Below are 16,559 nucleotides of genomic sequence, written 5' to 3'. Positions count from 1 at the left end.
AACCCGATGCAGAGCGACGAGCAGGTACTCGACTACCTCAAGCGCGTGACGGCCGACCTGCGCCGCACCCGGCAGCGGGTCCGGGAACTGGAGGCCGACACCGCCGAGCCGATCGCGATCGTCGGCATGGCCGGCCGGTTCCCGGGCGGCGTCAACACCCCGGAGCAGCTGTGGCAGCTGCTCGTCGACGGGCGTGACGCCATGACGTCGTTCCCGGACGACCGCGGCTGGAACCTCGGCGGCGGCGAGTCCGGCTACGCCACCGCCGGCGGTTTCATCGATGGTGTCGCGGACTTCGATGCGGGGTTCTTCGGGATTTCGCCGCGTGAGGCGTTGGCGATGGATCCGCAGCAGCGGTTGTTGCTGGAGGCGTCGTGGGAGGCGCTGGAGCGGGCCGGGATCGACCCGTCGTCGTTGCAGGGCAGCCAGACCGGCGTGTTCGTCGGCACCAGCGGCCAGGACTACCTGGCCCTGCTGGCGAGGGCGCCGCAGAGCTCCGGCGGCTACCTCGCCACCGGTGTGGGCGCGAGCGTGCTCTCCGGCCGGGTGTCCTACGTGCTGGGTCTGGAGGGTCCGGCGGTGACGGTGGACACGGCGTGTTCGTCGTCGCTTGTGGCGCTGCACCTGGCTGTGCAGGCGCTGCGCCGGGGCGAGTGCGATCTGGCGCTGGCCGGCGGCGTGACCGTCATGTCGACGCCCACCGCCTTCGCGGAGTTCAGCCGGCAGGGCGGCCTGGCACCGGACGGAAGGTGCAAGGCGTACGCGGCCGGAGCCGACGGAACGGGTTGGTCCGAAGGTGTGGGCGTGCTGGTGCTGCAGCGGTTGTCGGCGGCGCGTCGTCCGTTGGCGGTGGTGCGGGGTTCGGCGGTGAATCAGGACGGTGCGTCGAATGGTTTGACGGCGCCGTCGGGTCCGGCGCAGGAGCGGGTGTTGCGACTGGCGCTGGGCTCGGCGGGTCTGGGGCCGGGGGATGTCGACGTGGTGGAAGGTCACGGGACGGGGACGCGGTTGGGTGACCCGATTGAGGTCGGTGCGTTGCTGGAGGTGTTCGGTGGCCGGGCCGGGGCGCCGGTGTTGCTGGGGTCGGTGAAGTCGAACATCGGTCACACGCAGGCGGCGGCTGGTGTGGTCGGCGTGATGAAGATGGTGTTGGCGTTGCGGGCCGGTGTGGTGCCGGCGTCGTTGCATGTGGATGAGCCGTCGCCGGTGGTGGATTGGTCGGCGGGTGGGGTCGAGGTGGTGCGGGAACTGGTCGACTGGCCCGAGGTGGCCCGTCCCCGGCGGGCGGGGGTGTCGTCGTTCGGGATCAGCGGGACCAACGCGCACGTGATCCTGGAACAGGTCCCCGAACCGGAAGCTGAGCCGGACGCCGAGCCGGACCGGCCGGTTGTCTGGGCGCTGTCCGGGCGGACTGAAGCGGCGCTGCGTGCGCAGGCCGCACAACTCGCCGGCGCGGTCGGTGCCGCCGCCGGCACTCCGGCATCGATCGGCGCCACGCTCGCCCTGGGTCGCGCCGCGCTTGCGCACCGCGCCGCGGTCGTCGGCCACGACCCCGACGCCCTGGCCGCGGCCCTCAGCGCCTTGGCCGCCGGGCGCTCGCTGCCCGGGGTGGCCACGGGCACCAGCACCGAGCCGGACCCGCGTGCGGTGTTCGTGTTTCCGGGTCAGGGGTCGCAGTGGGTGGGGATGGCGGTGGAGTTGTTGGAGTCGTCGGTGGTGTTTGCGGAGTGGATGGGTTTGTGTGGGGTGGGGTTGGGTGGGTTGGTGGATTGGGATTTGTTGGAGGTGGTGCGGGGTGGGGTTGGGTTGGATCGGGTGGATGTGGTGCAGCCGGTGTCGTTTGCGGTGATGGTGTCGTTGGCGGCGGTGTGGCGGTCGTTTGGGGTTGAGCCGGTGGCGGTGGTTGGGCATTCGCAGGGGGAGATTGCGGCGGCGGTGGTGGCGGGGGTGTTGTCGTTGGTGGATGGGTGTCGGGTGGTGGTGTTGCGGAGTCGGGCGTTGGTGGGGTTGGCGGGTTCGGGTGGGATGGTGTCGGTGGGGTTGCCGGTGGGTGAGGTCGAGGGGCTGGTGGCGGGCTTCGACGGCCGGCTGTCGGTCGCCGCCGTCAACGGCCCCGGGTCGACGGTGGTCAGCGGCGACCCGGAAGCGCTGGAAGAACTGCTCGCGGCGGCCGCCGCCCGGGACGCCCGGGCCCGCGCCGTCCCGGTCGACTACGCCTCGCACTCGCCCGCGGTCGAGCGCATCCGCGACGAGGTGCACACCGCGCTGGCTCCGGTCGCCCCGCGGGCCGCAGAGACCGCCATGTACTCCACAGTGGACGGACGATGGATCGACGGCCCGGAGATGACGGCCGGCTACTGGTACCGCAACCTGCGCCAGCCGGTGCAGTTCCACCAGGCCATCGGCGCCCTCATGGCCGAAGGACACCGGACCTTCATCGAGGTGTCGGCCCATCCCGTCCTCACCGCGGCCATCCAGGAGACGGCCGACCAGCTCGGCCTCGAGGCGCACGCCGTCGGCACGCTGCGCCGCGACGAAGGGGACCTGCACCGCCTGTACCGGTCCCTGGCCGAGGCGTGGACGGCCGGCGTGCCGGCCGACTGGAGCGCCCTCTTCGCCGGGACCCCGCGGGCCGACCTGCCCACCTACGCCTTCCAGCGCCAGCGGTACTGGATCGAGGCGTCCCAGCTCGAAGCGGGCGACCTCGGCACGGCCGGGCTGCGCCCCGCGGAGCATCCGCTGCTCGGCGCCGCGATCCACACAGCCCACGAGGACGGCCTGCTGCTCACCGGCCGGCTCTCGGTGCAGACCCACCCGTGGCTGGCCGACCACGCCGTCCGTGGCACCGTGCTGCTGCCCGGCGCGGTCCTCACCGAACTTGCCGTCCACGCCGGCGACCAGCTCGCCTGCGGCGAGGTCGAGGAACTCACGATGGCGGTACCCCTGGTTCTGCCCGACCAGGGTGGTGTGCAGCTGCAGGTGATGGTCGAGGAGGCCGATGAGTCCGGGCGCCGGCACGTGGTCATCTCCTCGCGGCCCGAGAGCACCGCCGACGACCGGGCCTGGACCCGGCACGCCGAGGGCATCCTGTCCACCGCCCCCGCACCGGCGCCGGCCGGCCTCGAGCAGTGGCCGCCGGCCGATGCCGAGCCGGTGGACGTGACCCGCTGCTACGACGAGCTGCTCGCCGCCGGCTACGAGTACGGGCCGGCGTTCCAGGGCCTGCGGGCCGCCTGGCGCCGCGACGGCGAGGTCTTCGCCGAGGTGGCGCTGCCCGAGGACCACGGTGCCGACGCGGACCGGTTCACGGTGCACCCGGCGCTGCTCGACGCGGCGCTGCAGGCCGCCGCGCTGCTGCCGGCGGGCCGCTCCGGCGAGGGCCCGGACGGCCTCGCGTTCGCCTGGACCGGCCTGCGGTGCTTCGCCGCCGGGGCCACGCTGCTGCGCGTGCGGCTGGCCCGCAGCGGCCCGGGCGCGGTCACCGTGCTGCTCGCGGCGGCCGACGGCCAGCCGGTCGCGACCATCGACCGGCTGGTGTTCCGGCCGGCGTCGGAGACGGCGGCGCGGCCGAGCCGGCTGTTCCGCACCGTCTGGGAGCCGCTGGCCGCCTCGGCGGCCCAGCCGCCCGCCACGGCCTGGACCGCGACCGGCGCGGACCTCGAGCCGCTCGTCGGCCCGGACGGTGCCGTCCCCGACGTCGTGCTGGCCCGGGTCGACGGCGACCAGGACGCCCGTTCGGCCACCGGCGCGGTGCTGCGGCTCGTGCAGCGGTGGCTGGCCGACGAGCGGTTCACCGGCTCCCGGCTCGCGCTCGTGACGAGCGGAGCCGTGGCGGTCATGGACGAAGAACGCGTCGCCGCCCCGGCGCACGCCGCCGTGTGGGGGCTGATCCGTTCGGCGCAGTCGGAGCATCCCGGCCGCCTCGTCCTGCTCGACCTCGACACCGCTGCCGCGACCGGCCCCGAGCCGGCGATCCTCGCGCTGCCACTGCTGGACGAGCCACAGCTGGCCGTCCGGGACGGCCGTGGTCTCGTGCCCCGCCTCGCCGCCGCTGCACCGTCCACCGTGGACACGCCGCCGTTCGGCCCGCAGAGCACAGTCCTGGTCGTCGGTGCGTTCGGCGGGCTCGGCCCGGCCGTGGTGCGGCACCTCGTCACGCAGTACGGCGTCCGCGACCTGGTGCTCACCAGCCGCCGGGCACCAGGCACGGACGACCTGCCGGCACTGGTCGAGGAGCTGGCGGCGATCGGTGCCACCGCCGTCCACGTCACCTGCGACGTCAGCGACCGGGACGCAGTGCGGCAGCTCTTGCAGACCCACGCCTGCACGGCGGTCGTGCACCTGGCCGGCGTCGTCGACGACGCCGTCGTCTCGGCCCTGACCGAAGAGCAGCTGGCCGCCGCGTTCGGCCCGAAGGTTGACGGTGCCACCCACCTGCACGAGCTCACCCGGCACCTGCCGCTCTCCGCGTTCGTGCTGTTCTCCTCCGCCGCCGCCACGTTCGGGGGTCCCGGCCAGGGCAGTTACGCGGCAGCGAACGCATACCTGGACGCGCTCGCGCAGCAGCGGCGCCACGACGGGCTCCCGGCAGTGTCGCTCGGCTGGGGCGCCTGGTCGGAGCAGCGCGGCATGTTCGGCCGCCTTGCCGCCACCGACGTGGACCGGATGGCGCGCAACGGCGTCACGCCGCTGCCCACGCAGGAGGCACTGGAACTGCTCGACAGCGCACTGCGCGCCACCGACGCCGTCGTCCTGCCGATCCGGCTCGACACCGCCGCACTGCGCCGGCAGGCCGAGTCCGGACCGGTGCCGGCCCTGCTGCGCCGCCTGGTCCCCGGCCGGATCCGCAAGGCGGCTCGAGCCACGACCGGCGACCTGCCGCTGCGCACGCGGCTGGCCGGACTCAGCGCGCAGGACCGGGCCAAGGCCCTGCTGGACCTGGTCCGGGGTGAGGTGGCCGCCGTCCTGGGGCACCCGTCGGTGGAGGCGATCGATCCGGCGCGAGCCGCCAAGGATCTGGGCTTCGACTCCCTCACCGCGGTGGACCTGCGCAACCGCCTCGCCGCGGCCACCGGACTGCGGCTGCCCACGACGATCGTGTTCGACTACCCGACGGTGATCGCGTTGGCCGAGCGGGTCGCCGCTGAACTCTTGGGCGAGGGCGGGACCGACGTCCCGGCGGTGACGACGGCCGCGACCGGCGAGCCCGTCGCGGTCGTCGGCATGGCGTGCCGCCTCCCGGGCGGCGTGAACACCCCGGAGGAGTTCTGGCAGCTGCTGGTCTCCGGCGCGGACGCCATCGCGAAGGCGCCGACCGACCGCGGCTGGGACCTTCCCGAGGACTGCCCGGCCGTCGGCGGGTTCATCGACGGGGCGGCGGATTTCGATGCGGGGTTCTTCGGGATTTCGCCGCGTGAGGCGTTGGCGATGGATCCGCAGCAGCGGTTGTTGCTGGAGGCGTCGTGGGAGGCGCTGGAGCGGGCGGGGATCGATCCGTTGTCGTTGCGGGGCAGCCAGACGGGCGTGTTCGTCGGCACGAGCGGGCAGGACTACGCAGCCCTGCTCGCCAACGCCGGCGAGGATTCCGACGCGTACCTGGTGACCGGAGTCGGCGCCAGTGTGATGTCCGGCCGTATCGCCTACGAGTTCGGCCTGGAGGGTCCGGCGGTGACGGTGGACACGGCGTGTTCGTCGTCGCTGGTGGCGCTGCACCTGGCCGCGCAGGCCCTGCGCCGCGGCGAGTGCGATCTGGCCCTGGTCTGCGGCGCCACGGTCATGTCGACGCCCGGCGTGATCGTCGGCTTCACCGAGCAGCAGGGCCTCTCGGCCGATGGCCGCTGCAAGGCGTTCGCCGAGGGGGCGGACGGGACTGGTTTGTCCGAGGGCGTTGGGGTGTTGGTGTTGCAGCGGTTGTCTGTGGCGCGTCGTCCGTTGGCGGTGGTGCGGGGTTCGGCGGTGAATCAGGACGGTGCGTCGAATGGTTTGACGGCGCCGTCGGGTCGTGCGCAGGAGCGGGTTCTCAGGTCGGCGTTGGGTTCGGCTGGCTTGGGGCCGGGCGACGTGGATGTGGTGGAGGGCCACGGGACCGGGACGCGGTTGGGTGATCCGATCGAAGTCGGGGCGCTGTTGGGCGTCTTCGGCAACCGGGTCGGGGCGCCGCTGCTGCTGGGTTCGGTGAAGTCGAATGTGGGCCACACGCAGGCGGCCGCCGGTGTGGCCGGCGTGATGAAGATGGTGCTGGCGTTGCAGACCGGTGTGGTGCCGGCGTCGTTGCACGCGCGTGAGCTGTCGCCGGTGGTGGATTGGTCGGTTGGTGGCGTCGAGGTGGTGCGGGAGCTGGCGGATTGGCCGGTCGTTGACCGGGTTCGGCGGGCGGGTGTGTCGTCGTTCGGGATCAGTGGGACGAATGCCCACGTGATTCTGGAGCAGGCGCCGGAAGTTCCTCTGCTGGAGCGGGAGGCGGTTGGAGGTCCGGTGGCGTGGGTGTTGTCGGCGCGGTCGGGGGAGGCGTTGCGGGATCAGGCGGTGCGGTTGCGTGAGTTTGTGGCTGGTGGCGGTGTGCGGGTGGGTGATGTGGCGGTGTCGTTGGCTGGTCGGTCGGTGTTTGGGGAGCGGGCGGTGGTGGTGGGTTCGGACGTCGAGGAGTTGGTGGCCGGGCTTGATGCGGTGGTGCCGGGTCCGGCGGTTCGGTCGCCGGGTGGGGTGGGTCTGGTGTTTTCGGGTCAGGGTGCGCAGTGGGTGGGGATGGGTGCTGGGTTGTATGCGCGTTTCCCAGCGTTCGCTTCGGTGCTGGATGAGGTGTGTGGGTTGTTGGATGGGTGGTTGGGTGGTGCTGGTTTTGGGGTGTCGGTGCGGGATGTGGTGCTGGATGTGGATGGTGCGGGGCGGTTGGTGGACGAGACGGTGTTTGCGCAGGCGGGTTTGTTCGCGGTGGAGGTGGCGTTGGTGCGGTTGTTGGAGTCGTGGGGTGTGGTGGGGGATGTGTTGGTTGGGCATTCGTTGGGGGAGTTGGTGGCGGCGTGTGTGGCTGGGGTGTGGTCGTTGGCGGATGGGTGTCGGGTGGTGGCGGCGCGGGGTCGGTTGATGCAGGGGTTGGGGGAGGGGTTGATGGTGGCGGTGGCGGCTGGTGTGGATGTGGTGGTGCCGTTGTTGGTGGATGGGGTTGAGGTCGCGGCGGTGAATTCGTCGTCGTCGGTGGTGGTGTCGGGGTCGGTGGGTGCGGTGGGTGTGGTGGAGGAGCGGTTGGTGGCGGCGGGTTGTCGGGTGCGGCGGTTGCGTGGTGGCCGGGGTCTGCATTCGGGGTTGGTGGAGCCGATGTTGGCGGAGTTTGCGGCGGTGTTGGCTGAGGTGACGTTCCGGGTGCCGAGGGTGGCGTTGGTGTCGACGGTGTCGGGTCGGGTTGATGAGGAGGGGTGGGCGGATCCGGGGTATTGGGTGCGGCAGGTGCGGGAGCCGGTGCGGTTCGCGGATGCGGTGGCGGCGTTGGTGGGGTTGGGTGTGTCGACGGTGGTGGAGGTCGGCCCGGACGGAGTGCTGACACCGTTGATCGCCGAGCAGTTGGGCGGGCCGGAGGTGGTGGCCGTTGCGGCGCAGCGGCGGCAGGAGCCGGCGGATCGGGCGCTGCTCAGTGCGTTGGCGCAGCTGTACGTGCGTGGGCATGATGTCGCGTGGGGGCGGGTGCTGGCGGGTGCTGGGCGGGGTGTTGATCTGCCGACGTACGCCTTCCAGCGGCAGCGCTACTGGCTCGACAACGTGTCGGCGCGGAATCTCGAGTCCGTCGGGCTGGCTACGGTCGGGCATCCCCTGCTGGGGGCGGCCGTCGAGTCGCCCGATGGCGGCACGACGTTCACCACCCGGCTGTCGGTGCGCACCCATCCATGGCTCGCCGATCATCAGGTCCACGGGGCGGTGATCCTGCCCGGCACCGCGTTCGTCGAGGCCGCGATCCGGGCCGGGGACGAGTTCGGCTGTCCGCTGCTCGAGGAGCTGGTCATCGACGAGCCCCTGGTGCTGGGCGGCGGCGTCGACGTGCGGGTCCACGTCGGCGCGGCGGCCGCGGACGGGCGCCGGAGCGTCACCGTCCACTCCCGGCCCGCCGGTCAGGAGCCGGGCACGGCGTGGACCCGGCACGCGACCGGATCGCTCGGTCTCGAACGGGCCGCGGCACCGGACGTCCCGGTCCACGAACCCTGGCCGCCGGCGGATGTGCAGCCGGTCGACCTCGACGGCTTCTACGAGCGCTGCGCGGCCGCCGGGTTCGAATACGGGCCGGCGTTCCAGGGTCTCACCGCGGCCTGGCGCCAGGGGAGCGTCGTCTACGCCGACGTGACGCTGCCGGACCGCGCCGCTGCCGACGCGTCCCGCTTCGGCCTGCACCCGGCGCTGCTCGACGCCGCGATGCACGCCCTCGGGCACGGCGTCTTCGACGACGACACCACCAGTGGGTGGCTGCCGTTCTCCTGGAACGGAGTCCGGCTGCGCGCCGTCAACGCGACCCGGGCCCGGGTTCGCATCGAGCGGGCCGGGCCAGCCGCCGTCCGGCTCACCCTCGCCGATCAGGACGGCATCGCCGTGGCCGAGGTCGAGGCCGTTGCGCTGCGACCGGCGCCCGCCCGCCAGCTCGCCGGCGCCCGTGCCGACTCGCTCTACGCGGTGGACTGGCAGCCGGCCGTCGCGGAGGGCACGCCGGCAGCCGGCATCCTGATCGGTCCGGACCTGTTCGGCCTGCGCCCGGCCGGCGTCGTCGCCGACGAGGCGTACGACGACTTCGCCGCGGTGCCGCCGACGGCGACGCCGATCTGGGTGTGCCTCGCACCGGCGGATCCCGCGACAGACCGGGCCACGGCGGCGCGCGCCGCGACCCACCACGCGCTGGGCCTGGTCCGGCGATACCTCGTCCAGGAGCACCTCGCGGACTCCCGGCTCGTCGTGGTGACACGCCAGGCCGTTGCGGTCGCCGGCGAGGCGCCCGACGTCGCCGCCGCGGCCGCGTGGGGACTGCTGCGCGCGGCGCGGTCGGAGCACCCGGGCCGGTTCCTGCTCGTCGACGTCGACGCGACGGGGGACAACGACGTCGCCGCGACGGTCCGGCCGGAAGAGCCTGAGATCGCGCTGCGCAACGGTGCCGTGCTCGTGCCGCGGCTGGTCAGGGTCCCGCCGGCTGAGAGCGAGCCGGACACCCGGCTGGGGCCAGATGACGTCGTCCTCGTCACCGGCGGCACCGGCGGCCTGGGCGCGCTGATCGCGCGGCACCTGGTGGCCGGGCACGGGGTACGCCGCCTGGTGCTCGTCAGCCGGCACGGCCCGTCCTCCCCGGCTGTCGGCGAGCTGCGAGCGAGCCTCGAGGCGTCGGGTGCCGAGGTGACGATCGAGGCATGCGACGTCACCGACCGCGCGGCGCTGGGCCGGCTGCTGGCCGGGCACCCGGTCACCGCGGTCGTGCACGCGGCCGGCGTGGTCGACGACGGAATGCTCGGATCGCTGACCGGCTCCCAGATCGACGCGGTGCTGGCGCCGAAGATCGACGGCGCGTGGCATCTGCACGAGCTCACCAGGCACATCCGCCTGTCGGCCTTCGTGACGTACTCGTCGTCGGCCGCCCTCTTCGGCGCTGCCGGGCAGTCGAACTACGCCGCCGCCAACGCGTTCATGGACGCGCTGGCGGCCCGCCGCCGCGCCGAAGGGCTGCCCGCGCACTCGCTGGCGTGGGGGCTGTGGGCCGAGCCGGACGGCATGGGCGGTCGCCTCGGCGCCGCCGACGTCGAGCGGATCACCCGGCGGGGCCTGGCCGCGATGCCGGCCGAGCTCGGGTTCGCGCTCTTCGACGAGGCGATCCGCCACGACCGCGCGGTGCTGGCGCCGATGCGACTCGACCTCGCCGCCCTCCGGCGGTCGAGCAGGACCACGCCGCTGCCGTCGCTGCTGTCCGTGCTGGTTCCGGCCGCACCGGCCCGCTCCCGGGCCGGTGCCGGCACCGGTGGCCGGACGCTCGCCGAGCGGCTGGCCGGGCAGCCCGACCGGGCGCGGGAGCAGCTGGTGCTGAGCCTGGTCCGGCGGCACGTGGCGGCGGTGCTGGGTCACCCGGCAGACAGCGCGATCGAGGCGGAGCGCCCCTTCGACGAGCTGGGGTTCACCTCCCTGACCGCCGTCGAGCTGCGCAACGCGCTGGCCGAGGCGACCGGCGTGCGACTGCCGGCGACCGTCGTCTTCGACCACCCGACGCCCCGGTCGCTCGCCCGGCACCTCCTGGAGGGGCTCGTCGGCGTGGAGGAACCGGCGGCGCCCACGGTCCGGACCGGGCCGGTCGACGATGATCCCATCGCCATCGTCGGCATGGGGTGCCGGCTTCCCGGTGGTGTGAGCAGCCCCGAGGCGTTCTGGCGGCTGGTGGCCGGCGGCGTCGACGCGATCTCCGAGTTTCCGCGGGACCGGGGCTGGGACCTGGACGCGTTGTTCGACGAGGATCCGGATGCGCCGGGGAAGTCGTACGTGCGGCACGGCGGTTTCATCGATGGTGTCGCGGGCTTCGATGCGGGGTTCTTCGGGATTTCGCCGCGTGAGGCGTTGGCGATGGATCCGCAGCAGCGGTTGTTGCTGGAGGCGTCGTGGGAGGCGCTGGAGCGGGCCGGGATCGATCCGCTGTCGCTGCGGGGCAGCCAGACCGGGGTGTACGTCGGCCTGATGTACCAGGACTACGCCGGTCTCGCCGCCTCCATCGACGACGCCGAGGGCTTCCTGGCCACCGGTAATGCCGGCAGTGTCCTGTCGGGGCGGGTCGCGTACACGCTGGGGCTGGAGGGTCCGGCGGTGACGGTGGACACGGCGTGTTCGTCGTCGCTGGTGGCGCTGCACCTGGCCGCCCAGGCCCTGCGCCGCGGCGAGTGCGACCTGGCCATCGTGGGCGGCGCGACGGTCATGTCGACCCCGAAGACCTTCACCGGATTCAGCCGGCAGCGGGGCTTGGCGCCGGACGGCCGGTGCAAGTCGTTCGGGGCCGGCGCCGATGGCACGGGTTGGTCCGAGGGTGTGGGCGTGCTGGTGTTGCAACGGTTGTCTGTGGCGCGTCGTCCGTTGGCGGTGGTGCGGGGTTCCGCGGTCAACCAGGACGGTGCGTCGAATGGTTTGACGGCGCCGTCGGGCCGGGCCCAGGAGCGGGTTCTCAGGTCGGCGTTGGGTTCGGCCGGCTTGGGTGTGAGCGATGTCGATGTGGTGGAGGGTCACGGTACGGGGACGCGGTTGGGTGACCCGATCGAAGTCGGGGCGTTGTTGGAGGTCTTCGGCGGCAGGACCGGGGCGCCGCTGCTGCTCGGTTCGGCGAAGTCGAATGTGGGCCACACACAGGCGGCCGCCGGTGCGGTCGGCGTGATGAAGATGGTGCTGGCGCTGGAGGCCGGAGTCGTGCCGGCGTCGTTGCACGCGCGTGAGTTGTCGCCGGTGGTGGACTGGTCGGCCGGTGGCGTCGAGGTGGTCCGGGAGCTGGTCGACTGGCCCGAGGTCGGCCGGCCGCGACGGGCTGGTGTGTCGTCGTTCGGGGTGAGCGGGACGAATGCCCACGTGATTCTCGAGCAGGCGCCGGAGCCTGTCGTGGACGTCGAGCCGGAGGCTGGGCCAGGTCCCGTGGCGTGGGTGCTTTCGGCGCGGTCGAAGGAGGCGTTGCGGGATCAGATCGCCCGGCTGCGTGAGTTCGTGTCGGGCGGTGGTGTGCGGGTTGGTGATGTGGCGGTGTCGTTGGCTGGTCGGTCGGTGTTTGGGGAGCGGGCGGTGGTGGTGGGTTCGGAGGTTGAGGAGTTGGTGGCTGGGCTCGATGCGGTGGTGCCGGGTCCGGCGGTTCGGTCGCCGGGTGGGGTGGGTCTGGTGTTTTCGGGTCAGGGTGCGCAGTGGGTGGGGATGGGTGCTGGGTTGTATGCGCGTTTCCCAGCGTTCGCTTCGGTGCTGGATGAGGTGTGTGGGTTGTTGGATGGGTGGTTGGGTGGTGCTGGTTTTGGGGTGTCGGTGCGGGATGTGGTGCTGGATGTGGATGGTGCGGGGCGGTTGGTGGACGAGACGGTGTTTGCGCAGGCGGGTTTGTTCGCGGTGGAGGTGGCGTTGGTGCGGTTGTTGGAGTCGTGGGGTGTGGTGGGGGATGTGTTGGTTGGGCATTCGTTGGGGGAGTTGGTGGCGGCGTGTGTGGCTGGGGTGTGGTCGTTGGCGGATGGGTGTCGGGTGGTGGCGGCGCGGGGTCGGTTGATGCAGGGGTTGGGGGAGGGGTTGATGGTGGCGGTGGCGGCTGGTGTGGATGTGGTGGTGCCGTTGTTGGTGGATGGGGTTGAGGTCGCGGCGGTGAATTCGTCGTCGTCGGTGGTGGTGTCGGGGCCGGTGGGTGCGGTGGCGGTGGTGGAGGAACGGTTGGTGGCGGCTGGGTGCCGGGTGCGGCGGCTGCGTGGTGGTCGGGGGTTGCATTCGGGGTTGGTGGAGCCGATGTTGGCGCAGTATGCGGCGGAGCTGGCCGAGGTGACGTTCCAGGCGCCGAAGGTGGCGTTGGTGTCGACGGTGACCGGCCGGGTCGAGGACGAGCGGTGGACGGATCCGGGGTATTGGGTGCGGCAGGTGCGGGAGCCGGTGCGGTTCGCGGATGCGGTGGCGGCGTTGGTGGGGCTGGGTGTGTCGACGGTGGTGGAGGTCGGCCCGGACGGAGTGCTGACACCGTTGATCGCCGAGCAGTTGGGCGGGCCGGAGGTGGTGGCCGTTGCGGCGCAGTCGCGGCGCGAGCCACAGGAGCAGGCGCTGCTGACCGCCATGGCCCAGGTGCACACCCGGGGACATGATGTTGCCTGGGACCGGGTACTGGCCGGCGCCGGACGGCGGATCGGTCTGCCGACGTACGCCTTCCAGCACCACCGGTACTGGATCGACCCGGCGCCGGACGGCGGGCGCAGCTCTCTCGGGCATCCGATCCTGCACTCCGTGGTGCGCCTGGCCGGCTCGGCCGAAACCGTCCTGACCGGTCGGCTGCCGGTGCCGGACGGCTCCTGGCTCGGCGACCACCGGGTCTCCGGTTCGGTCCTGGCGCCCGGCACCGCCCTGCTGGAGCTCGCGCTGCGCGCCGGCCGGGAGGTCGGCTGCGACGTCGTCGAGGAGCTCGTCATCGAGACCCCGCTGGCGCTCGCTCCGAGCACGGCGACCAGCGTCCAGATCCGCATCGATGAGCGCGGCCGACGGATGCGCCTCTACTCGTGCACCGGGGACCCTGGCGGCGGCGACCCGTGGACGCTGCACGCCACGGGCCGGCTCGGCTCCGCTGCGGGTGCACCGCCGGAGCCGGTCGAGTGGCCTCCGCCCGGCGCTGTGGAGCAGGACATCGAGGGCCACTACGAGCAGGCCGTCGCGGCCGGGTTCGACTACGGGCCGTACTTCCGTGGCCTGGCGGCGGTCCGGCTGGACGACGACGCCGCGTACGTCGAAGCGGCGCTGCCGGACGAGGTGTCGCACGAGGCCGGCTTCGAGCTGCATCCGGCCCTGCTCGACGCCGTGCTGCACGGCGCCGGTCACCTGCGCGGCCTGGACGAGTCGGCCACCGGCTGGATGCCGTTCAGCTGGACCGGCGTGCGGCAGTGGAACGCCGCCGGGTCGGCGGTGCAGGCGTGCCTGCGCGCGACCGGACCGCACACCGTCGCCGTGACCGTCGTCGACGCATCGGGCGCGCCTGTGCTGTCGGTGGACGCCCTCGGGCTGCGTCCGGCCACCGGCGCCCGGCCGCGCGCCCGGTTCCACGACGCCAGACACGAGGTCGTCTGGACGCCTCGGGAGACGTCGTCGCAGTCGCCCGCGGTGCGCTGGACGACGATCCGGTCGGCCGGCGAACTGGAGCGGGTCGCCGGCGCCACGTTGCCGGACGCTGTCGTCCTCGACTGCCGCGACCGGGGCGAGCCGGCACCGGCCGCCGCCCATCAGTTGGCCGCCGGCGTGCTGTCGGTGCTGCAGTCCTGGCTGGCCCGGCCGCAGGACCGGTCCGGCCGGCTGGTCGTGGTCACCAGCCGGGCGGTCGATGTCGGACCCGGCCACACCGCGCTGGACCTGGTCGCGGCGCCGGTCTGGGGGCTGGTGCGCTCCGCCCAGTCAGAGCAGCCTGGGCGGTTCGTCCTGCTGGACCTGGAGTCGGCCGGCACGCCGCTGTCCGACGAGGTGCTGGCCGGTGCGCTCGCCATGGGCGAGCCCCAGGTGGCCTACCGCGACGGGACGTTCAGCACCCCGCGGCTGGCCCGCAGCGCTGTCGCGGCCGAGCTGGAGCCACCCGGTGACGGATCTTGGCGGCTGGAGGTGACCGAGCGCGGCACGTTCGACGCCGTCGCGCTGGCACCGCTGCCGCCGGACGAACCAGGCCCGAACGAGGTCCGGGTCGAGGTCCGCGCCGCCGGCCTGAACTTCCGCGACGTGCTCAACGTCCTCGGTCAGTACCCGGGCGACCCCGGGCGGCTGGGGCTGGAGGGTGCCGGTGTGGTGAGCGCCGTCGGATCCGATGTGGACAGTCTGCGCCCGGGCGATCGCGTGATGGGCCTGATGCCGGGTGCGTTCGCCCGGCACGTGCTGACCGACCACCGGCTGCTGGTGCCCATCCCGCCGGGATGGTCGTTCGCCGCCGCCGCGTCCGTGCCGCTGGTGTTCCTGACCGCCTGGTACGGCCTGCGGGAGCTCGGCGCGCTGGAGCCCGCCTCGTCGGTGCTGGTGCACGCCGGCGCGAGCGGGGTCGGCATGGCGGCGGTGCAGATCGCGGCCGCGCTCGGCGCCGAAGTGTACGCGACGGCGAGCCCCGGCAAGTGGGAGACGCTCCGGGCGCTCGGCTTGGACGACGACCACATCGCCTCATCCCGGGACACCGGATTCGAAGAACAGTTCCGGCGGATCAGCGGCGGACACGGCGTCGACGTGGTGCTCAACGCGCTCACCGGACCGTTCGTCGACGCCTCCGCGCGGCTGCTAGCCCGGGGCGGCCGGTTCGTCGAGATGGGCAAGGCCGACATCCGCGAGCCGGAATTCCTGGCGGCACTGGCACCTGGCGCGTCCTACCGGGCGTTCGACCTCGCCGAGGCGGCGCCCGAACAGCTGGGGCGCATGCTGGCCGAGGTCGTCGAGCAGATCGAGCGCGGCTCGCTGCGGACGCTGCCGCTGCGCACGTGGGACGTCCGCCAGGCGGTCGATGCGCTGCGGTTCATGGGCCAGGGGCGGCACGTCGGCAAGATCGTGCTGACCGTGCCGGCGCCGCCGGACCGCGACGGGACGGTGCTGGTCACCGGCGGTACCGGCGCTCTCGGCGCCATCGCTGCCCGGCACCTCGCCGGCGAGGGCGTGCGCCACCTGATCCTGGCCAGCCGGCGCGGTCCGGACGCCCCGGAGGCGGCGGCGCTGCGGGACGAGCTGACCGCGCTGGGCGTCGACGTCCGGCTGGCGGCGTGCGACGTGTCCGACCGGGCGGCGGTCGCCGGGCTGCTCGCCGGCATTCCCGCCGAGCACCCGCTGACCGCGGTGATCCACACCGCCGGCGTGGTCGACGACGGGCTGGTCGGGTCGCTGGACGACGCGCGGCTGCGCGCGGTGCTCGGGCCGAAGCTCGGCGCCGCGTGGCACCTGCACGAGCTGACCAGCGGCCTGGACCTGTCGGCGTTCGTCCTGTACTCGTCGGTGGCCGGCGTGCTCGGCGCACCGGCTCAGGCGAACTACGCGGCGGCCAACGCGTTCCTCGACGCCCTGGCCGCGCATCGGCGGGCCCAGGGCCTCCCGGCCGTCTCCCTCGCCTGGGGACTGTGGGACGAGGCCAGCGGCATGACCGGCACGCTCGGACAGGACGACCGGCACCGCATCGCCCGGGCCGGGGTGCGGCCGCTGTCCACAGTGGATGCGCTCGGACTGCTCGACGACGCCCGGCACCACGCGCGGGCGCTGGCCGTGCCCGTACGGCTCGACCCCAGGGCGTTCGGTGACGATCCACCGGCGATGCTGCGCGATCTCGTCCAGGCCGAGCCACGGCGCCTCGCCGCATCCGCGCCCCAGAACGGGGCAACCTTGCGCCGCCGGTTGGCCGCTCAGGACGAGCACGCCCGGCACCGCACCGTGCTGGAGCTGGCCCGGACACAGGTGGCGACGGTCCTCGGGCGGCGCGACGCCGGATCGATCGAACGCGACCGCGGGTTCACCGAGCTCGGGTTCGACTCGCTGCTCGCCGTCGAGCTGCGCAATCGCCTCAACCAGGCGACTGGGCTGCAGCTGGCGACGACCGTCGTGTTCGACCACCCGACGCTCGACGCGCTCACCGCCCACCTGCTCGCCGAGCTCGTCCCGGCCGGCCCGGGCGCGCAGCCGGCCGTCCTGGCGGACCTCGACGCCCTGGCCGCCAACCTGTCCAACGCCGTCCTGGACGACCGCGGCCGCGCTGAGGTGGGCCGGCGGCTCAGGACGATCTGGTCCGCCTGGTCGGGCACGGACGGCACGACCACGCCGGACAGCCCGGCAGATCTCGACACGGCGACCGACGACGACCTGTTCCGGCTCGTCGACGGGGCGGCCGGCCCGTTGCATCCGTGACCCCC

The 16,559-nt window shown here is 73.3% G+C and carries 1 protein-coding gene; it reads left to right on the top strand.

Annotated elements, in window-relative coordinates:
- Positions 1-6 precede the first annotated feature (6 nt).
- A complete protein-coding gene (locus ACQEVZ_RS46340) occupies positions 7-16,554 on the top strand; it encodes an SDR family NAD(P)-dependent oxidoreductase (protein WP_433380312.1) in 16,548 nt (5,515 codons plus the stop codon).
- Positions 16,555-16,559: the final 5 nt, after the last annotated feature.

Source organism: Dactylosporangium sp. CA-152071 (assembly GCF_050936335.1).
In the GTDB taxonomy this organism is placed as follows: Bacteria; Actinomycetota; Actinomycetes; order Mycobacteriales; family Micromonosporaceae; genus Dactylosporangium; species Dactylosporangium maewongense.
Note: the sequence above shows the minus strand (reverse complement) of the source record. Positions and strands in the feature narration are given on the sequence as shown.

What these genes read in the sequence shown, in the direction of transcription:
- ACQEVZ_RS46340 (WP_433380312.1), top strand. Translation starts at nt 7, where the DNA reads ATGCAGAGCGACGAGCAGGTACTCGACTACCTCAAGCGCGTGACGGCC.